Source organism: Thalassobaculum sp. OXR-137 (assembly GCF_034377285.1).
GTDB lineage: Bacteria > Pseudomonadota > Alphaproteobacteria > Thalassobaculales > Thalassobaculaceae > Thalassobaculum.
This window is the reverse complement of the sequence record NZ_CP139715.1, coordinates 2,244,627-2,263,763: the sequence shown is the minus strand read 5'-3', so window position 1 is coordinate 2,263,763 and position 19,137 is coordinate 2,244,627. Positions and strand designations below refer to the sequence as shown.

The window sequence follows — 19,137 nt, the reverse complement described above, 5'->3', positions numbered from 1 at the left end:
CGACAAGCGCCGCCTGGCGCCATTGCCGTAGCGCCAAACAGTCCGCCGGACGGTCAGATCCGGCCGTCGTAGCTCTTGCGGTCGATCCGGCAGGCGCAGACGGTGAAGGTGTCGGCGCTCAGTCCGTCGCTCACAGCCTTCTCCAGGCTCTCGCGATCCTCGCAGACCACGCCTCGGCCGCCGAGCGCCTTGGCGATGGCGGCGAAGTCGGTCTCCGGGAAATCCACCCCGGCATTGGCGTAGGTCATCGAGCGCTGTTTCAGCTCGATCAGCGCCAGGGACGCGTCCACGAATACCACGACCACCACCGGGATCTTGGCGTCGCGCAGGGTGACCAGCTCGCCCAGGATCATCTCCAGCCCGGCATCGCCGGTGAAGGCCACGACACCGCGCTCGGGGGCCGCCATCTTGGCGCCGATGGCCAGCGGCAGGGCGCAGCCCATGGTGCAGAGCCCCGTAGACTGCAGCACCGCATGGGGCACGAAGCTCTCCCAGACCTGGCTCGCCAGGATGCGGTGAGCGCCGCTGTCCACGGTGATGACGCCGTCGCGCGGCAAGGCCTTGCGCACCGTGGTCACGATCGCCGCCGGTCCCCAGGCCTCGTTCTGGCCATAGGCGCCGGCCAGCACCTGACGCGCCGCCGCCGGCTCGCCGCCGGGCCAGCGGGTGGTCCTGGCTTCAACGCCCTCGCCGATCACCGACAGGGTCTTGCCCACATGGCCGACGAAGGCGAGGGAGGCCTGATGCATATAGGCGGTGTTCGGGGCGGCGGTGATGTCGATCACCCGCTGTTCGGCCGGATCCCAGACGTCGCGCCAGCCGACCCGCATCTCGATCGGGTCGTAGCCCGCCAGCAGGATCAGGTCGGCCTCCTTCAGCAGAGGCAGAATCTGCTTGTCCGCCACCGGAGAGAGCCCAGCGCCGCCCAGCGACAGTGGGCTGTCGTCCGGCACCACGCCCTTGGCCTTGTAGGTCGCGACCGTGGGGATGGCGAAGCGCTCGGCGAAGGCGCGGACCTCCTCGGCGCAATCCTGGGTCACCACATCGAGGCCGACCACCAGGATCGGCTTCTCCGCTTCGGCCAGCCATGTCCGTGCGGTGTCGAGATCGGGGCCTGGCGCGGGCACGGCGGCCATGTCCGGCACCCGGCGGGTCGGGCGGGCCGGCACCGGAACCTCGGCGGCGGCCACCGAGATCGGCAGGTCGAGATGCACCGGGCCGGGGCGCTGATCCAGGGCGATGGACACCGCCTTGTCGGCCAGGGCGTCGACCGCGCCGGCGCTGACACGGAAGCTCGCCTTTACGATCGGGCGGAACACCTGCTGGTGGTCGAAGACCTGGTGGTTGTAGGTCACCGCCTCGTCCTCGTCGACACAGCCGGTGATGACGATCAGCGGCACCCGGTCCTGCTCGGCATTGGCGGCGACGTTGACGGCGTTGGCGGCCCCCGGCCCGACGGTGCAGACCAAAATCCCGGGCGCGCCGGTCATGTGATAGACGCCCTCGGCCATGAAACCGGCGGCATTCTCGTGCTTGGCGAGGCGGAACTCGATCCCGGCCTTCTCCAGCGCATCGACGATCGTCAGCACCTCGCCGCCCGGAATGCCGAAGGCAAGCCGGCATCCGGCCTCGTAGAGACGCCGCGCGAGCAGGTCGGCGGCACGCACCGTCTCGGTCATGGAATCCTCGCTTATGCTGGGCGCTTACTCGGCGGCCTGGGTGGTGCCCGAAGAGCGGGGGAGCTTACCGGCAGCCTCCAGCGCGGCAAAGCCGTCGCGGGTCTGCGGCAGCTTGCGCTCCAGCAGGCGCGAGGCGACGACCGTGCGCAGGATCTGCGCGGTGCCGCCGCCGATGGTGAACATCCGGGCGTCGCGCTGGATGCGCTCCATCGGGTAGTTCCGGGAATAGCCGCGCGCGCCGAACACCTGCAGGGCGTCGGTCGTCACCTTGATCGCCATTTCGGAGGCGAAGATCTTCGACTGTGCCGCCGCCAGGCTGTCCGGGAACGGGCTGCCCTTCGTGCCCTCGGTCGCCGCCGCCCGCCAGATCAGGGCGCGGCCCGCCTCGATCTGCACGCTCATGTCGGCCAGCATCCATTGCAGGCCCTGGAATTCGGCGATCGGACGGCCGAACTGCTCGCGCTCCTTGGAGAAGGCGAGCGCGCGGCGATACGCACCCTCGGCGAGGCCGAGCGCCACCGTTCCCGCCCCGACGCGCTGGGCGTTGTAGGCGTTCATCAGGTCGGCGAAACCGCGCTTCAGCCCGCTCGGCGGCATGACCAGCCGGTCGGCGGAGAGCTCCAGATCCTGGAAGAGCACTTCGGTCTCGGGAATGCCGCGCAGGCCCATGGTCGGCTCGCGGGTGCCGATGACCAGCCCCTTATCCTCGTCGCGAAAGGCGATGAAGCCGCCGATGCCGAGCTCCTCGCCGCTCTCGTCGAACACCCGGGCGAAGATCAGGTGCAGCTTCGACACGCCGCCGCCGGTGATCCAGTGCTTCTTGCCGTTCAGGACGTAAGTGTCGCCCTTCCTGTCGGCGCGGGTCGTCATCTGGGTGGCGGCGGAGCCGGCATCCGGCTCGGTGATGCAGATCGCCAGCTTGTCGCCGGAGAGCACATGCTCGGCGGCGATCTTGCGCTGCCACTCGCTGCCGTATTGCAGCAGGGCCGAGATCGCGCCCATGTTGCCTTCCACCACGATGCGGCCGGTCACGCCGCACTGGGCCGCCATCTCCTCGATGACCAGCACCACGTCGAGGAAGCTGTGGCCCTTGCCGCCCAGCTCCTTCGGCACGGTCATGCCCATGAAGCCCGCCTCGGTCAGCGCCTTCACGTTGTCCCAGGGATATTGCTCGCTGCGGTCGACCTCGGCGGCGCGCGGCGCGATCACGGTCTCGGCCAGATCGCGGGCCTTGGCGCGCAATTCTTCCTGCGCGGCGGTCAGGGCAAAGCTCATCATTTCCTCCCTCACGAAAGCGTGAGCCATCCTCGCGCCGCGCCCGACTTCAAACAAGCGAATAATCTTGATCATCATCTTCAGTTTTTCTTACTTTATGCCATGAACATCCGCCATCTCGAGACCCTGCTCGCCATCGCCGACAGCGGCAGTTTCGCGGCCGCCGCCGAGCGGGTCGGCGTAACCCAGTCGGCCGTGTCCATGCAGATGAAGACCTTGGAGGAGGAGTTGGGGGCCGCCCTGTTCGACCGGGCCCGGCGCCCGCCGGTGCTGAACGATACCGCCGACGGTTTGCTGCCCCGGGTGCGCGAGTTGGTGCGGCTGTCGGAGGATATCCGGGCGGTGGCGGCGGGCACGAGTGCCAGGGGCCGGCTGCGACTGGGGATCATCCCGACATCGGCGACCGGGCTGGTGCCGGCGGCTCTGGCCCGGCTGGCGGTGCGCGCGCCGGAGCTGCGGATCCGGGTAGAGTCCGGCCTGTCCGCCGACCTGCTGCGCCGGGTGGCTCAGGGGGCGCTGGACGCCGCCGTGGTCACCGAGACGCCGCGGCTGGAGCGCGGGCTGGTGCTGAACCCGATCCACGAGGAGCCGCTGGTGGTCGCCGCGCCGATCGGTGCCGCCGGCCGCAGCGACCGTGACCTGCTGCGCACCCTGCCCTTCGTGCGGTTCAATCGGCGCACGGGCGTGGGTCGGGTGATCGACACCGCCCTGCGCCAGCGCCGGATCGTGGTGTCGGAGGCAATGGAGCTGGACTCGATCGAGGCGATCCTGGCGATGGTCTCCCGCGGCCTCGGCGTGGCGGTGGCGCCGGCGGAGTCGGTCACCGAAGAGCTGCGGGCGACGGTGCGCACGGTGCCGTTCGGCAACCCAGCCGTGGTGCGCCGGGTGGCGCTGGTGGAACGCGAACGCGGCGACGTGAAGGCGGCAACGGCCCTGCTGCTGGAGGAGCTGCGGGCGGGGCCTTAACCTCACCCCCTCCCCGACATTCTGATGCCAATCAGGACCTGCGGTGCATCGGCGCCAATACCATGGTCCTGACGTGCGTCAGGACGACGGGGATGGGACGCCGGCGCCGACGCCCGGTCAGAACAGTCCCTCGATCTGCCCCGCCGCGTTCAGGGTGATCTTGTTCGCCGCCGGCACCCGAGGGAGGCCCGGCATGGTCATGATCTCGCCGCAGACCGCGACCACGAACTCCGCCCCGTTGGACAGCCGTACCTCGCGCACCGGCAGGGTGTGGCCGGTCGGCGCCCCCTTGGCGTTCGGGTCGGTGGAGAAGCTGTACTGGGTCTTGGCGATGCAGACCGGATAGGAGCCGCCGCCGTTCTTCTCGATATCGGCGATGGCGGTGGCCGCCTTGCCCTCGAAGACCACGTCGTCGGCCCGGTAGATCTCCTTGGCGATGGTGCGGATCTTATCCTTCAGGCTCAGCTCGTCGGCATAGAGCGGCTTGAACGCCGCCGTGCCGCCTTCCACCAGGCCGACCACGTGATGGGCCAGCGCCTCGGTGCCGGCGGAGCCGTCGGCCCAGTGGGTGCACTCGATGGCCTCCACGCCCAGGCTCGCCAGCTCCTTGCGCACCGCCTCGATCTCGGCGTCGGTATCGGTGATGAAGCGGTTCAGGGCGACCGCCACCGGCACGCCGAACTTCTGGGTGTTCTCCACGTGGCGGGCGATGTTGGACACGCCCTTGCGCACCGCCTCGATGTTCTCGTGGCCGAGATCCTCCTTGGCCACCCCGCCATGCATCTTCAGCGCGCGCACGGTGCCGACCACGACGGCGGCGGCCGGCGACAGCCCGGCCTTGCGGCACTTGATGTCGAAGAACTTCTCCGCCCCCAGATCGGCGCCGAACCCGGCCTCGGTCACCACATAGTCGGCGAGCTTGAGGGCGGTCTGGGTCGCCATCACCGAGTTGCAGCCATGGGCGATGTTGGCGAACGGGCCGCCATGGATGAAGGCCGGGTTGTTCTCCAGGGTCTGCACCAGGTTCGGCGACAGGGCGTCCTTCAGCAGCACGGTCATCGCGCCGTCCGCCTCAAGCTGGCGGGCGAAGATCTGCTCGCGCTCGCGGGTCTGGCCGACCACGATCTGGCCGAGCCGGCGCTTCAGGTCGTCCAGCGAGGTCGACAGGCAGAGGATCGCCATGATCTCCGATGCGACGACGATGTCGAACCCGTCCTCGCGCGGGAAGCCGTTGGCCACCCCGCCGAGCGAGTTGACGATCGAGCGCAGCGCCCGGTCGTTCATGTCCACCGCCCGGCGCCAGCCGATGCGCCGCGGGTCGAGCCCGACCGCGTTGCCCCAGTAGACATGGTTGTCGATCAGCGCCGCCAGCAGGTTGTTGGCCGCCGCGATGGCGTGGAAGTCGCCGGTGAAGTGGAGGTTGATGTCCTCCATCGGCACCACCTGGGCATAGCCGCCGCCGGCCGCCCCGCCCTTGACCCCGAAGCAGGGGCCGAGCGACGGCTCGCGCAGGCACATGGCGGCCTTCTTGCCGATCCGGTTCAGCGCGTCGCCGAGGCCGACCGTGGTGGTGGTCTTGCCTTCACCGGCCGCGGTCGGGTTGATGCCGGTGACCAGGATCAGCTTGCCGTCGGGATTGGAGGCCAGGCTCTCGATATAGCCGAGATCGATCTTCGCCTTGGTATGGCCGTAGGGCATGAGGTGCTCGGGCGCGATGCCGAGCTTTGCGCCGATCTCCATGATCGGCTGCATCTTGGCCTCGCGGGCGATCTCGATATCGGACTTCACCATGGCCGGCCCCTCCCTTCGGGCGTTCCCCATCGGGCTTGTCGATGGGTCGATTGACGCTACGGGCCGGAGACTAGCGGCAACCTGGGCGGATGTGGTTGCCGAATTGCGACACTCACGGGCTTAGGGACGCCGTGTCGCAGAACACGCAACGCGCTACACTCCCGCCCATGCCGCTTGAACATGCCCATGACCCCGCCTCCATCCGCGCCCGCATCGCCGGGCGGCCGGAGGCGATGTATCTGCGGGACTGGATCTATGGCGGCATCGACGGGGCCGTCACCACCTTCGCCATCGTCGCCGGGGTGGCGGGGGCCGAACTCTCGGTGGGCGTGATCCTGATCCTCGGATTCGCCAACCTGATCGCCGACGGGTTCTCCATGGCCGCCGCCAACTATTCCGGCACCAAGGCGGAGAAGGACGACGCCGCCCGGGTGCTCGCCATGGAACACCGGCACATCGCCGCCGAGCCGGACGGCGAGCGCGAGGAGATCCGGCAGATCTTCGCCGCCAAGGGGTTCGAGGGGCGCGCGCTGGAGCGGGCCGTCGACACCATCACCGCCGACGAGGACCGCTGGGCCCAGACCATGCTGGTGGAGGAGCACCACCTCGCCCCGGTCGCCCGCTCGCCCTGGACCGCCGCCATCGTCACCTTCTCCGCCTTCGTGGTCTGCGGGCTGGTGCCGCTGATCCCCTACATGGCCGGCGGCGGGCTGATCGTGTCGACGGCGGTGACGGCCGCCGTATTCTTCGCCATCGGCTCGGTCAAGGCGCGGTGGTCGCTGGCGCCCTGGTGGCGGTCGGGGCTGGAAACGCTGGCCATCGGGCTGGCCGCCGCCGGGCTCGCCTATGCGGTCGGGCATCTTCTGCGCGGGCTGGTCGGGGATGTCGGCCTCTAAGGGAGGAACGCCGCCATGTGGAACGCCTGCTGCGCGTTGCCATAGGCATGGTCCCGGCCGACCGGACAGGCATGACGGGCGAGGCAGCCGCCGTCCCGGCACTCCCCTCCGTAAGGTCCGCCGGCATGGGTGCGACAGGCGGCGACGTCGTAGCGGGTGCCGTCGAACGCCCCGACCGGGCAGGAGGACAGGCACGGACGCTCGGCGCAGCTGTCGCAGGGACTGGCCGCTTCAGCACGATCAGGCAGCTCCATCTGCTCACCGAACAGCAGCGCCGCGCGATAGGCATGCCACAGCCCGTAAAGCGGATGGATCAGCAGCCCCAGCGGCGTCGGACGCACCGCCTCGGCCCGCATGGCCCAGCGCTGGAACGGTCGATAGGGCGGGCCGTCATTCGGCATCGCCACCCGCGCGCCCAGCCGTGCCGCGACCGGCTCCAGCGACCGCCGAACCCAGGCATCCATCGGATCGGGCTCGTCCCGCCGCCCCGCCGAGAAGGCCGGCCACAGGTCCGGGCCCGCATTGCCAACCATCAACACCATCGAAACACCGTCCAACCCGTCCTCCGGCACAACCCGGAACCCGCCGCGCGGGATCAGGCCCAGCGGGGACAGCTCACGGGTAAGGTCGGCATAGGCGGTCATGATCGCTCCTGAACTCCGTCCCAATCGTCAGCGTTCTTGCCCGGACTCGACAGGCAACCCGCCGCTGTCGGCAATCCGTCACGGTCGCCCCCAGGCCCATTGCACGATCCGGCTTGCCGCCTTCCCTGGTAAGTGTATACGCAATTAACCCTTTTTCGGGAGCTGAGACGATTTTGTGAATGCGTGTCATCGGGGAATCGCAGTAGTCTGCGCGCGACACCTGATGCTCACGCACCCGGGCCGTCAAAGCGTCCAATGAGGCTAGCTGGGAGTGCGGTCTCGCGATGTTTGATGATCCAAACGAAATTCCGACGCGCATCGGGTTTCTGCTTGTCCATAATTTCTCGATGATGGCCTTCGCCTCGGCGGTGGAGCCTTTGCGCTCCGCCAACCGCATGGCGAACGAGACCCTGTATGAGTGGCGGGTCTACAGCGTCGACGGCAGCCCGGTCTCGGCCAGCAACGGCATCGAGGTGGTGCCGGACGGGCCGATGTCGCAGCTCGACCGCGAGAAGATCGTCGCCGTGGTCGCCGGCATCGACGTGCAGAAGTTCGAGGACGAGCGGGTGCTGGGCTTCCTGCGCCGCGCCTCGCGCCAGGGCCGGGCCGTCGGCGCGCTGTGCACCGGCAGCCACGTGCTCGCCAAGGCCGGGCTGCTGGACGACCGGCGCTGCACCATCCATTGGGAGAACCTGGGCGGCTTCACCGAGGAATTCCCGGAGATCGAGGTCTCCTCCGACCTGTACGAGATCGACCGCGACCGCTTCACCTGTTCCGGCGGCACCGCCTCGCTGGACATGATGCTGCACCTTATCGGGCGGCAGCACGGTCAGACCCTGGCCAATCAGGTGTCGGAGCAGTTCATCCACGACCGCATCCGCGAGCCGCACGACCATCAGCGCATGGAACTGCGCGCCCGAATCGGCGTCAGCCACCCCAAGCTGATCTCCGTCATCACCGAGATGGAAGCCAACCTGGAAGAGCCGCTAACCCAGACCGACCTGGCCGAGCGGGCTGGCCTGTCGACCCGGCAGTTGGAGCGGCTGTTCCGCAAGTACCTGAACGCCACGCCGACCCGCTACTACCTCACCCTGCGGCTGCAGCGGGCCCGGCAGCTGCTGACCCAGACGTCCATGTCGATCCTGTCGGTCGCCCTGGCCTGCGGCTTCGTCTCGGCCAGCCACTTCTCCAAGTGCTACCGCGAATGCTTCGGCCGAACGCCGCGGGCGGAGCGGGCGATCGGCGGCGTCACCGGCAGCGCACGCATCCAGCTCGTGACCGACGAAACGCCGCTGATGGTGGGACAGGCGTGAGCCGCGACGCTTCCAAGTGACAGCGCGGCGGCAAATCGCTTAGGGTCCGCCTCCATTTTTGGGAACACCACACGGGCCCCTGCCGGCGCAGGGGCCCTTTTATGCGTTGGCGCGGCATCGGGCGGGAGACGGTTTCATGGGGACGCACGCACTGGCGGCGGGACTGGATTTCGGCACCTCGAATTCGGCCATCGGCTTCGTACGCGACGGGGAGCCGGTGCTGCACCGCTTCGAGGACGGCCGCACGGTCGTGCCGAGCGCCCTGTTCTACAGCGAGGACGACCGGGAGCTGCTGTTCGGAACCCAGGCGGAAGCCTGCTTCCTCGCCGAGGATGACGGCCGCTACCTGCGGGCGCTGAAGAGCATCCTGGGGACCAGCCTGACGGAGGAGCGCACGATCCTCGGCGGCCGCCCCTGGCCGTTCCGCGAACTGCTCAAGCGCTTCGTGTCGTTCCTGAAGGACGACCTGGAGACGCGGGAGGGCGTCGCCCTGTCGACCTTGGTCGCCGGCCGGCCGGTCCGGTTCAACGACGACCCCGCGCGCGACGCCGAGGCCGAGGCCTATCTGCACGGCATCTTCCAGGAGGCCGGGTTCGGCCAGGTTCGCTTCGTCTACGAACCGGTGGCCGCGATGATCGACGCCGGCGACCTGATGGAGGATCCGTGGCTGGTCATGGTCGCCGATATCGGCGGCGGCACCTCCGACTTCTCGGTCGCCCGCTGGCATCCCGACGGTTCGGGCAAGGGGGCCGACCGGTTCGAGATCCTGGCGAATTTCGGCGTGCGGATCGGCGGCACGGATCTCGACCGGCGGATCTCGCTGGACACGGCGATGCCGCTGCTCGGCCTCGGCTCGCAGACCCGCAGCCTGACGTCGAAGGAGATCCTGCCGGTGCCGGCGTCGTATTTCGGCGACCTCGCCACCTGGCACAAGATCCACCTGTTCTACTCCGCCAAGAACCGCAGCGAGATCGTCGACATCCAGCGCCTGGCCCTGGAACCGGAGAAAATCGACCGGCTGCTGCATGTGATGGACCACCGCCTCGGCCACCGCCTGGCGGCCCGGGTGGAGGAGCTGAAGATCCGTCTGGGCTCCGGCGGGGAGGCGGCGCTGATTCTGCCGGACCTGGAAGATGTCTCCGCCCCCAGAGTCGACGCGGCCCGTCTGCGTCACGCCATCCGGCACGAGTTGGACAGCCTGCGCCACGCGGTGACGCACACGCTTGAACTGGCCGGCGTGGATGCGCGGGATGTGGATCACATGGTGCTGACCGGCGGCACGACCCTGCTGCCGGTGGTGCGCGAGACCCTCGCCGCCGGCCTGCCCGGGGCGACGCTGGTGTCGTCGGACCCGTTCTGCGGGGTGGTCAACGGGCTGGCCAAGGCGGCGGCCGCCTGATGCCCACCCCCGTCATCCCGGCGAGCGCCGGGCTTGACCCGGTGGTCGGCCGGGACCGAGTTGCAGACAGCAGACGCTGGGTCCCGGCCCACCCCCGGATTAAATCCGGGGCTTTCCGGGATGACGATGAGGGGTGAGTTGGAGCTACCCCCCGAACCCGAACCGCTCGACCTGGATGAAATCCGAGCCCTTGCGGCTCTGCTTGAACAGCGCGAGGGCGTCCACCCGGAACGGCTCGGCGGTCACCGCCTCGGCGCGCGGGGCGAGTGCCGCGACCATCGCGTCGCGCTCCGGCCCATCGGCCAAGCGGGCCGACAGGGTCATGTGGAAGCGGAACTCGCCCATGACATAGGGATAGCCCCACTGCTGCAGCAGGGTCTCCTGCTGGGCCGACAGGCCCGACTCGCGGCGGCGGGCCAGTTCCGCCTCGCTCGGCAGCGCGCGGAACGGGTCGAGGTCGCGCACCGCATCGGCGGCCAGCGCGCTCATCCGGTGATCCGGCGGGGACATCATCAGCGCCAGGAAACCGCCGAGCGAGCGCAGCCCGAGCCGCACCTCGAACGGCTCCCGCCCCTTGGCGAACGCCGCGAAGGCGTCCAGCAACCCGGCCTCGCTGCGCCCCTCGCGCAGATAGAACGGCGGCTTGATCGTGGCGTGGAAGCCGTAGCCCCGCGCGCTCTCGGTCAGCTCGGCCAGCCGCTCGGCGCTCAGCCCGGGCACCGTGGGCTGCTGCCGCACCTCGCCGGTCGCGCAATCGCGCCCCAGCCAGTCCGCCCCGAACTCCGCCAGCGGCGAGCCCGGTTCCGGCGCCACGTACAGCGCGTAGCGCGGCAAGTCCGGGTCCGGTTCGGCGGCGGCGCCGTCGGGAAAGCTGGGAAAATCGACCATTGTGACACTCCGATGAAATTCGCTCGGGGATATGGCGTGAACCGGCTGGAAACGGCTATCTAGAAGCACCTACCTTTCGGCGTGCCGGTTATGGCATGCGCGCCCAAACAGGAGAAGTCGGGGATGAAACGAGGGATCGCGAGCCGGCGTGTGCTTCTGGCCGATGGAACGGTCGCGGATACCGTCGTCACCGTTGAGGACGGGGTGATCTCCGCCATCGGCGCCGAAAGCTCCGGCGAGGTCTGGGACGCGGGCGACGCCTGGGTGCTGCCCGGCGTGATCGACCTGCACGGCGACGCCTTCGAGCGCCAGATCATGCCGCGGCCAGGCGTGCACTTCCCCATGGACCTGGCCCTGCAGGACACCGACGCCCAGTTGCTCGCGAACGGCATCTCCACCGCCTATCACGGCGTCACCTATTCCTGGGAGCCGGGGTTGCGCGGACGGGAGTCGACCCTGAAGGTCAAGGCAGCCATCGAGGCGGCCAAGCCGCGTCTCGGCTGCGACACCCGCTTCCACCTGCGCCACGAGACCCACAACCTGGAGGCCGAGGCCGAAGTGCTCGGCTGGCTCGCCGACGGCACCGTGGACCTGCTGGCCTTCAACGACCACAGCCATGTGAGCCTGCGCGAGATCGAGCAGAACGGGAAGTCGACCGCCACCTATACCGGCCGCACCGGACTCAGCCACGACCAGTTCATGGACCTGATCCGCTCGGTCTGCCGACGCCAGCCGGACGTGCCCGCCTCCATCGAACGGCTGGCCAAGGCCGCCATCGAGCATGGCGTGGCGATGGCCAGCCATGACGACGACGATCCCGACCTGCGGAGCTGGTTCAACGGTCTGGGCTGCCGCATCGCCGAGTTCCCGATGAACACGCCGACGGCGGAGAAGGCGGTGGCGCTGGGCGATCCGGTGATCTGCGGCGCGCCGAACATCATCCGCGGCGGCAGCCACATGGGTACCCGCGGCGTGCGGGCGGCGACCGAGGTCAAGGAAGGCCGCTGCACCATCCTTGTGTCGGACTACTACTACCCGGCCCTGGTGCAGGCGCCGTTCCGGCTTGTGCAGGACGGCGACTGCGATTTCGCCACCGCCTGGGGACTGGTCTCAACCAACCCGGCCAAGGCGGCGGGGCTGGTCGACCGGGGCACGGTGGAAGCCGGCAAGCGGGCCGATCTGGTGGTGCTGGATCAACGCGACGGGACGCCGGCGAAGGTGCTGGCCACGGTGGTCTCCGGCCGGGACGCGTATCGCACGGCAGCGTAGTCGACTTCTCCGAAGATAATCGTCATCCCGGACGCGCCCGTCCCGGATTTAATCCGGGATTGATCCGGGAGCGGGCCGGGACCCCGCAGTAAGAGCCTCGGTCCCGGCCTCACCCCGGGGCAAGCCCGGGGATGATCCGGGATGACGAAAGAATGGAAGCAGAGCTAACTGCGCCTTGTGCCGTCACTCCGCCGCCGTCTGGCGGGGCCGCTCAGTCGGCCGGGACTCGCCGGCGGCCTTGGCCGCTTCCTCTTCCTCCTGCTCGGCCACTTCCTGGTCGTGCTCGAACAGGCTGGCGAGATGGGCGGCGGCTTCCTTCTGGGTGCGGATCATCTCCGCCTCGTCGCGGTGGATGGCGTATTGCTCGCGCAGGAGCTGTTCGTCGTATTCCTTGAAGCGCTTCACCATCTGGTCGGCCTTGCGCCCCGGCACGCCGAGTTCGCGGAACACCCGGCCCGCCATGTCGAGGCTGCTGTCGAAATACTCGCGCACCACCTGATCGACGCCGAGTTCCATCAGCCGGTAGACGTGGAACCGGTCATGAGCCCGGGCGAAGAGCTTAAGGTTGGGGAAATGCATCCCGGCCACCCGGGCGACCGCATCGGCGCGTTCGGGATCGTCCACCGCGATGACCAGCAGCTTGGCCCGGCCGGCCCCCGCCGCTTCCAGAATCTGCAGGCGCGAGGCATCGCCGAAATAGGCGTCGTTGCCGAAGCGCCGGGCAATGGCGATGCGGTCGTGGTCGCTGTCCAGGGCCACGAACTTGATCCGGCGCATGTTCAACATGCGCCCGATCATCTGCCCGAACCGTCCGAACCCGGCGATGATCACCTGGGCGTCGTTGTCCTCCAGCTCCTCGGTGGTCGCGGGCGCGGCGACCCGTCGCGAGAACCGGGTGCGGACCTGGTCGGCGAGTTGCACCGCGAAGGGCGTCATCGCCATAGAGATCGCCACCACCAGGATCAGGAAGTCCGCCGTCGACCGGTCGACCGCCCCCACGTTGATCGCCTCGCCGAACAGCACGAAGGCGAACTCGCCGCCCTGGGGCAGCACGGCGGCCAAGGCCAGCGCCGCCTCCCATTTCATCCGCACCGCCCGGGCTATCAGGAAGATCGCCAGCCCCTTCAGCGCCACCAGACCCAATGCCGCGCCGAACGTCTTGAACGGGGCGTTGAAGAAATGGTCGAGGTCGATCGACATGCCGACGGCGATGAAGAACAGGCCGAGCAGCAGGCCCTTGAACGGCTCGATATCCGCTTCCAGCCGGTGCCGGTACTCGCTGTCCGCCAGCAGCACGCCGGCCAGGAAGGCGCCGAGCGCCATGGACAGGCCGATCTGCTCCATCGCCAGCGCCATGCCCAGCACCACCAGCAGGGCGGCGGCGGTGAACAGCTCCTGCACCCCGGTGTTCGACACCACCCGAAGCAGCGGCCGCAGGACCTTGCGGCCGATCACGATGATCAGTGCGACGGTGACGATGGAATAGGCGATGGAGAGATAATCGGTATCCCGCAGCACGGCTTCGGTCGCCCCGTCCTTCACCAGGCTCGGCGCCTGCGCGATCCACGGTAGCACCGCCAGGAGCGGGATCACCGCCAGATCCTGGAACAGCAGGATCGAGAAGGCGGCACGGCCCTGCTGGGTGCGCAGCTCGCCCCGATCGGCAAGGGTCTGCACCGCGAAGGCGGTCGAGGACAGGGCCAGCACCAGCCCGACCACGATGGCCGTCTGCACCCCGTAGCCGAGGGCATAGGACGCGACGCCGATCAGGGCGGCGCTGATCGCCACCTGGGCGGTGCCGAGGCCGAAGATCGGCCGCCGCAGGGCCCAGAGACGGGCCGGCATCAGCTCCAGCCCGATGATGAACAGCAGCAGCACCACCCCGAATTCGGCGAAGTGCAGAATCGCATCGACGTCGTCGATCAGACCGAGAACCGAGGGGCCGATGGCGATGCCGGCGCCCAGATATCCCAGCAGCGCGCCCAGACCGGCCTTGCGGAACACGGGCACGGCGATCACCGCCGCCGTCAGAAAGACCACCGTGTCCTGGATGCCAGCCATGCGCGTTCCCGTTCAATCGTCGATGTCAGGCGAAATTGTTGCCCTGCGGGATCATCTTAACATGGTTGGCGGCAGACACTGTGGGAGACCTCTCACCGGCGCTTGCGGCATTTTCCATGCCTCGCGTATCGTGCGCGCCACACCGAACCAAATCATCAAATCGAAAACGGGGGATGCGTCATGAGCGCCACGATCTTTGGGCCGAGAATCATGCTGATCGGCGGCGGCTCGATCGGCCGGGTCGGCGAGGTGCTGCAGAAATTGCGGGTCAGCCGACCGCTGATCGTCACCGACCCGTACATGGTGTCCTCCGGCATGATCGCCCAGCTTACGGATCCCCTGTCGAAGGCCGGCATCGCCTATGACGTGTTCTCCGACACCGTGCCGGATCCGACCACCACGGTGGTCTCGGCCGGCACCGACCGCCTGCGCTCCGGCGGGTTCGACGGGCTGATCGGCTTCGGCGGCGGCTCTCCGATGGACACCGCCAAGGCGATGAACATCCTGGCCGCCCATGGCGGGCAGATGCGCGACTACAAGGTACCGAACGGCGTCGATACCGCCGCCGTCCCTCTCCTCTGCATCCCGACCACCGCCGGCACCGGCTCGGAGGTCACCCGCGGCACGGTCATCACCGATGTGGAGACCGACGAGAAGATGCTGGTCATGTGCCTGGCCGGCCAGGCGGACGCGGCCATCGTCGACTACGAGCTGACCATGAAGAAGCCGTTCCGCCTGACCGCGGATACCGGCATCGACAGCTTCACCCACGCGCTGGAGGCCTTCGTCAGCCAGAAGCGGAACCCCTATTCCGACAGCATGGCCATCGCCGCGATGCAGCGGATCGGTGCCAACCTGAAGACCGCCTGCTTCGAGCCGGACAACCGCGAGGCGCGCGAGCAGATGATGCTGGGCGCGACCCAGGCCGGCCTCGCCTTCTCCAACGCCTCGGTCGCCCTGGTGCATGGGATGAGCCGGCCGATCGGCGCGCATTTCCACGTGCCGCACGGCCTGTCCAACGCCATGCTGCTGCCGGCGGTGACCAAGTTCTCGCTGACTTCGGCCCTGGACCGTTACGCCCAGGCCGGCCGTCTGATCGGCGCCGCCGACGCCAAGGACAGCGACGAGACTGCCGCCAACAAGCTGCTCGACTGGCTGTACCAGACCAACGAGGAGCTGCAGGTCCCGACCCCGCCGGCCTACGGCATCGAGGAAGCCAAGTGGACCGGGCTGATGGAGACCATGGCCTCCCAGTGCATCGCGTCCGGCTCCCACGCCAACAATCCGCGCATCCCGGAGCACGGCGAGATCGTCGAGCTGTACAAGCAGGTCTGGGCCGCCAACCGCTGAGCGGCTGGAGGGAGGGCGGCTGCCGCCCTCCCCGCGATCAGCTCTTGCGGCGGATCCCTATCTTGCGGCCGATGCCGTCGAGATCGCCCGCCGCCAGATGCTGGGCGTACAGGGCCTCGACCTTGGCCTGGGACTCCGCCGGCATCGGCGCCGAGCGTTTGGTCGTCAGGTCCATATGCATGCACATCAGCTCGTTGGTCGCCGCCAGGAAACCTTCCTCGGCGTGGTACATGTGATGGATCAGATGGAAGCGCTTGGCGTCGTGATCGACGATCCGCGAGCGGAAGGCCAGGGGCGCGCCCTCGACCACCTCGCGGTCATAGGTGACATGCGCCTCCAGAACGAATATCGACGCGTCCTTGGCCCGACGGTAGGCTTCGCCTATCCCCAGGTAAACGCAGACCTCTTCGGTCGCGATGTCGAACGCGACGAGATAGTACCCGACGTTCATGTGGCCATTGTAGTCGATCCAATCCGGGCGCACTTTGGCCGCCCCCGAGTCGAACCATCCCGCGTCATTCATGCCTTGCTCCAATAGTCTCGTTTTGAACCTTCGTGCGTGCGGCCGATCATGACGGCCCTTTCCTGGATGGGCAAACATGCCACGGCGCTGCTCGCCGCCGGCGTGTTCGTCGGCCTCGCCCTGCCGGATCTCGCCGCCCTGGCGCGACCGCTGCTGGTGCCGAGCATCCTGGTCATGCTGGTCTTCTCGCTGCTGCGCCTGAAGCCCGCCGCCATCCTGGCGGCCGCCAAGTCGCCCGGCCTGGTCCTGCCGGTGGTCGGCTTCGTGCTGTTGGTCTCGCCGGCGATCGGCCAGGCCGGGGTGACGCTGTTCGGTGTGGAGGAAATGTTCGGCCCCGGCATCGCGGTCGCCGTCGTGATCTGGACCGCCTCCCCGCCTCTCGTGTCGGTGACGGCAATCGCGGCGATCCTGCGCCTGGACGGAGCGCTGACGCTGATCGTGATGACGCTCGGCGGCCTGCTGATGCCGCTGACCATGCCGCCCCTGATCCTGCTGCTGATCGGCCTCGACCTGGATATCGGCGTGGCGGAGCTGATGCTGCGGCTGGCGGGCCTGGTCGCGCTGGCGGGCGTGCTCGCCGCCGGCATCCGAGCGGTGGCCGGGCCGAGCCGGATCGAGCGCTATTCCGACACGCTGGACGGCGCCTTCGTGCTGGTCATGCTGATCTTCGCGGTGGCGGTCATGGACGGCGTGACCGAGGCGGCGATCGCCGATCCGGTCAAGCTCGCCGGCATGATCGCCCTGGTCTTCGCCGTGAGCCTGATCCTGCAGGCCATCGGCTTCCTACTGTTCCTGCCCGCCGGCCGCGCGACGGCGACGACGGTGGCGCTGATTTCGGGCAACCGGAACATGGCCTTCGTGTTGGGTGCCGCACCGGCCGCATTCCATCCCGACGCCTTCCTGTACCTGGCCATCCTGCAGTTTCCGATCTATCTGCTGCCGGCCCTGCTGCGGCCGGTCTACCGACGCCTGGCGAGCTGAACCAATCGCATCCTCCCCGGCCGGTTGCGGTTGGAGGGGGACCGAGAATCGGCGATACTATCCGGTAGCGGGAAGGATCGGTCTCGACCGTTGTCCTGCACCGCCGGCTCCCCGACACCCGGCCGAGACTCAACGCTCAAACAAAGGGATACCGAACGGTGAGAGCCATCAACAGCGCCCGCAGACGCGGGAACCTGGGAGCTCTCCGTCGCCGTCTGCTGCTGTTCGTGCTGTCGGTGCTGGCCGCGGGGGCGAGCTACGTCTTCACCGCGGACAGCCAGATCAACTTCCAGCACATGGCGGCGGCCACCGTCATGCTGATCGGCCTGTTCGTGATCGCCATCGACTGGTGGATCGGGCGGGACATCCGACGCGCCGGCGGCGTTCAGGCCATGCGCTCCGGCGGGGTCCTGTCGACCGGACCCGGCGCCACCGCCGGAAGGCTCTGGGCCCAGGGCGAAGGCTTTCGGATCAGCGGCCTGACCGACGACGCCCGCAAGAACTTCTCCGAGGCCGGGAACCTGTTCCGGGAGGTCAAGGATCGTGCGGGCGAACTCCTGGTCACGCTCAGCCAGGCCGACCTCGCGCTGGAGCTGGGCGAATACGACGTCGCGGAAAGCCAGTACCGCGCCGCCGAGAACAGCGCGAAGGACAGCAAGGACATCCGCAGCGAAGGCCGGGCGCTGGTCGGCCTGGCGACACTGAACCTGCAGCGCCGCAGCTACGAGGCGGCACGCCAGCAGTTCGAGGACGCCCGGCGGGCCTTCTCCGCCGACATCGACCGGTTCGGCGAGGCCGGCGCGCTGATCGGTCTCGGCGAGGCCTGCCTGCGGCTGTCGAAGAACGAGGAAGGCGGCAGCCATCTCGACCAGGCCCGCTTCCTGTTCAGCCAGGTGGGCGACCGGATCGGCGAGGCCCATGCGCTCTACGCCCGCGGCGAGGTGTTCCGCCTCGACCGCAATCAGCCGGAGGCGCAGAACCGCTTCGAACGCGCGCTGTCGCTCTACCGGCGCACCGGCGACTATGTGGGCGAAGGCATGGTGCGGCTATGCCTGTCGGACGGCTATCGCAAGATGCAGCGGGGCAACGATGCCCGCGAGACCGCCCTGGAGGCCTGTGCCCGCTTCAAGCAGGCGGGACAGCGGGTCGGCAACAGCGAACTGATCGCCGGCCGGGGCGATACCCGCCGGGCCCGCATCCGATTCGAATGGGCCCGCAGCAACGGCACCTCCGCCCGCAACCTGTTCGTGGAAACCGGGGAACGGGACCACGAGAGCCGGGTGATGATCGGCATGGGCGAGCTGGAGCGCATGGCCGGGAACCTGGAAGACGCCCGCAACCTGTTCGACCGGGTCATCGCGCAATCCAAGACCTCGAACGATTTGCTGATCCTGGCCGACGCCCAGAAGGGTCGCGGCCATGTGGACATCGCCCGCGACCAGAAGCGCTCCGCCCGAGAGGTGCTGAAGGAAGCCTATGGGCATTATCAGAATGCCGGCGGCGCCCGCGATGCCGCCCAGGCGCTGATGGATCTCGGCCAGCTCGACATGCTGATGGAGAACTACGACCGCGCCCGAGTCGACTACGCCCAGGTGCGCGGGATGTACCACAAGCTCGGCGACCCGCACGGCGAAGGCACCGCGGTGCGGGCCATCGGCGACCTGGAAGCGGCCCAGGGCCGTCTGCAGCAGGCCCAGGACGCCTATGCGGAGGCCCGTATCCTTTTCCAGAGCGTCGGCGACCGGTTGTCCGAAGCGGATGCCGCCCTGCAGATCGGACTGCTTGCCGTCAACCGCGACAACGCCACCGCCGCGGCACTTCTGGTGCAGGCCGGTCGACTTTATCGAGCGGTGGGTGCAGTGGAATGGCAACGGAAAGCCCACGGCCTTGCCCGCCGCGTGAGGTAAACCACAATTGCCTGCGGAAATAGCGACATTTCTGCAACACCACCGCCCAAGCCACAGCGTCGGCTTGCCTCAGACTGGCCAACGAATTCACCTTGTGATACTCGGATTGAACGTTGCTGGATGCTGTCGGCGTCGAAATCGACGGTAACGGCATTGGTTCGTTTGCAGTTTAAATGAAGCGCGGTTTGCGCCGCG

General features: G+C 68.4%; 15 protein-coding genes. 8 read left to right on the top strand and 7 right to left on the bottom strand.

Translation table 11 applies throughout. The annotated features are described in order from the left end of the window. Positions 1-53: 53 nt before the first annotated feature. Together T8K17_RS10600 and acdA are read right to left on the bottom strand one after the other, a co-directional pair. Complete coding sequence (locus T8K17_RS10600) at positions 54-1,679, bottom strand: thiamine pyrophosphate-binding protein (protein WP_322334477.1); 1,626 nt, start codon at positions 1,677-1,679, stop codon at positions 54-56. A 24-nt stretch (positions 1,680-1,703) separates the two neighbouring features. Beyond that, positions 1,704-2,954, bottom strand: a complete 1,251-nt coding sequence (gene acdA / locus T8K17_RS10595) for a 3-sulfinopropanoyl-CoA desulfinase (protein ID WP_322334476.1) — start codon at positions 2,952-2,954, stop codon at positions 1,704-1,706. Between the two features lie 102 nt (positions 2,955-3,056). On the opposite strand from acdA, the gene T8K17_RS10590 reads away from it, so the two are divergent. Next, positions 3,057-3,920, top strand: a complete 864-nt coding sequence (locus T8K17_RS10590) for a LysR family transcriptional regulator (protein WP_322334475.1) — start codon at positions 3,057-3,059, stop codon at positions 3,918-3,920. 117 nt (positions 3,921-4,037) lie between these two features. Here T8K17_RS10590 and T8K17_RS10585 read toward each other — a convergent pair whose 3' ends face one another. After that, on the bottom strand, positions 4,038-5,711 hold the full coding sequence (locus T8K17_RS10585) for a formate--tetrahydrofolate ligase (protein WP_416153178.1): 1,674 nt from the start codon (positions 5,709-5,711) through the stop codon (positions 4,038-4,040). Between the two features lie 167 nt (positions 5,712-5,878). On the opposite strand from T8K17_RS10585, the gene T8K17_RS10580 reads away from it, so the two are divergent. Next, positions 5,879-6,607: a VIT1/CCC1 transporter family protein gene (locus T8K17_RS10580; RefSeq protein WP_322334474.1), complete on the top strand. Its 729-nt coding sequence runs from the start codon at positions 5,879-5,881 to the stop codon at positions 6,605-6,607. Here T8K17_RS10580 and T8K17_RS10575 read toward each other — a convergent pair. Further along, positions 6,604-7,251: a ferredoxin gene (locus tag T8K17_RS10575; protein ID WP_322334473.1), complete on the bottom strand. Its 648-nt coding sequence runs from the start codon at positions 7,249-7,251 to the stop codon at positions 6,604-6,606. The genes T8K17_RS10580 and T8K17_RS10575 overlap by 4 nt on opposite strands. Before the next feature lie 284 nt (positions 7,252-7,535). Here T8K17_RS10575 and T8K17_RS10570 point away from each other — a divergent pair, with 284 nt between their 5' ends. Together T8K17_RS10570 and T8K17_RS10565 are read left to right on the top strand one after the other, a co-directional pair. Then, the gene (locus tag T8K17_RS10570) at positions 7,536-8,564 is read left to right on the top strand and encodes a GlxA family transcriptional regulator (protein WP_322334472.1); all 1,029 of its coding nucleotides are present in this window, start codon (positions 7,536-7,538) and stop codon (positions 8,562-8,564) included. Between the two features lie 136 nt (positions 8,565-8,700). Then, positions 8,701-9,963, top strand: a complete 1,263-nt coding sequence (locus tag T8K17_RS10565) for an Hsp70 family protein (RefSeq protein ID WP_322334471.1) — start codon at positions 8,701-8,703, stop codon at positions 9,961-9,963. Between the two features lie 144 nt (positions 9,964-10,107). On the opposite strand, the gene T8K17_RS10560 is transcribed toward T8K17_RS10565, so the two are convergent. Next, positions 10,108-10,851 carry a DUF1045 domain-containing protein gene (locus T8K17_RS10560; protein ID WP_322334470.1) on the bottom strand — a complete coding sequence of 248 codons (744 nt, stop codon included), beginning with the start codon at positions 10,849-10,851 and terminating at the stop codon, positions 10,108-10,110. Positions 10,852-10,941: 90 nt separating this feature from the next. Here T8K17_RS10560 and T8K17_RS10555 point away from each other — a divergent pair, with 90 nt between their 5' ends. Further along, the gene (locus T8K17_RS10555; protein WP_416153198.1) at positions 10,942-12,120 is read left to right on the top strand and encodes an alpha-D-ribose 1-methylphosphonate 5-triphosphate diphosphatase; all 1,179 of its coding nucleotides are present in this window, start codon (positions 10,942-10,944) and stop codon (positions 12,118-12,120) included. A 183-nt stretch (positions 12,121-12,303) separates the two neighbouring features. Here the strand turns inward: T8K17_RS10555 and T8K17_RS10550 are convergent, their stop codons facing one another. Beyond that, a complete protein-coding gene (locus T8K17_RS10550; protein WP_322334468.1) occupies positions 12,304-14,181 on the bottom strand; it encodes a monovalent cation:proton antiporter-2 (CPA2) family protein in 1,878 nt (625 codons plus the stop codon). A 180-nt stretch (positions 14,182-14,361) separates the two neighbouring features. On the opposite strand from T8K17_RS10550, the gene T8K17_RS10545 reads away from it, so the two are divergent. Continuing rightward, a complete protein-coding gene (locus T8K17_RS10545; protein ID WP_322334467.1) occupies positions 14,362-15,531 on the top strand; it encodes an iron-containing alcohol dehydrogenase in 1,170 nt (389 codons plus the stop codon). A gap of 37 nt (positions 15,532-15,568) precedes the next feature. Here T8K17_RS10545 and T8K17_RS10540 read toward each other — a convergent pair whose 3' ends face one another. Next, on the bottom strand, positions 15,569-16,054 hold the full coding sequence (locus T8K17_RS10540) for a thioesterase family protein (RefSeq protein ID WP_322334466.1): 486 nt from the start codon (positions 16,052-16,054) through the stop codon (positions 15,569-15,571). Between the two features lie 48 nt (positions 16,055-16,102). On the opposite strand from T8K17_RS10540, the gene T8K17_RS10535 reads away from it, so the two are divergent. Continuing rightward, positions 16,103-17,035: a hypothetical protein gene (locus tag T8K17_RS10535; protein ID WP_322334465.1), complete on the top strand. Its 933-nt coding sequence runs from the start codon at positions 16,103-16,105 to the stop codon at positions 17,033-17,035. Between the two features lie 158 nt (positions 17,036-17,193). Further along, positions 17,194-18,942, top strand: coding sequence for a tetratricopeptide repeat protein (locus T8K17_RS10530; protein ID WP_322334464.1), 1,749 nt, complete (start codon positions 17,194-17,196; stop codon positions 18,940-18,942). Positions 18,943-19,137 lie beyond the last annotated feature (195 nt).

Excerpts from the sequence above, each read along its gene's own strand:
- T8K17_RS10545 (WP_322334467.1), top strand. The coding sequence starts at position 14,362 with ATGAGCGCCACGATCTTTGGGCCGAGAATCATGCTGATCGGCGGCGGC.
- acdA (WP_322334476.1), bottom strand. The coding sequence starts at position 2,954 with ATGAGCTTTGCCCTGACCGCCGCGCAGGAAGAATTGCGCGCCAAGGCC.
- T8K17_RS10580 (WP_322334474.1), top strand. The coding sequence starts at position 5,879 with ATGCCGCTTGAACATGCCCATGACCCCGCCTCCATCCGCGCCCGCATC.
- T8K17_RS10540 (WP_322334466.1), bottom strand. The coding sequence starts at position 16,054 with ATGAATGACGCGGGATGGTTCGACTCGGGGGCGGCCAAAGTGCGCCCG.
- T8K17_RS10575 (WP_322334473.1), bottom strand. The coding sequence starts at position 7,251 with ATGACCGCCTATGCCGACCTTACCCGTGAGCTGTCCCCGCTGGGCCTG.
- T8K17_RS10570 (WP_322334472.1), top strand. The coding sequence starts at position 7,536 with ATGTTTGATGATCCAAACGAAATTCCGACGCGCATCGGGTTTCTGCTT.
- T8K17_RS10535 (WP_322334465.1), top strand. The coding sequence starts at position 16,103 with ATGACGGCCCTTTCCTGGATGGGCAAACATGCCACGGCGCTGCTCGCC.
- T8K17_RS10555 (WP_416153198.1), top strand. The coding sequence starts at position 10,942 with ATGGCATGCGCGCCCAAACAGGAGAAGTCGGGGATGAAACGAGGGATC.
- T8K17_RS10550 (WP_322334468.1), bottom strand. The coding sequence starts at position 14,181 with ATGGCTGGCATCCAGGACACGGTGGTCTTTCTGACGGCGGCGGTGATC.
- T8K17_RS10565 (WP_322334471.1), top strand. The coding sequence starts at position 8,701 with ATGGGGACGCACGCACTGGCGGCGGGACTGGATTTCGGCACCTCGAAT.
- T8K17_RS10585 (WP_416153178.1), bottom strand. The coding sequence starts at position 5,711 with ATGGTGAAGTCCGATATCGAGATCGCCCGCGAGGCCAAGATGCAGCCG.
- T8K17_RS10600 (WP_322334477.1), bottom strand. The coding sequence starts at position 1,679 with ATGACCGAGACGGTGCGTGCCGCCGACCTGCTCGCGCGGCGTCTCTAC.
- T8K17_RS10560 (WP_322334470.1), bottom strand. The coding sequence starts at position 10,851 with ATGGTCGATTTTCCCAGCTTTCCCGACGGCGCCGCCGCCGAACCGGAC.
- T8K17_RS10590 (WP_322334475.1), top strand. The coding sequence starts at position 3,057 with ATGAACATCCGCCATCTCGAGACCCTGCTCGCCATCGCCGACAGCGGC.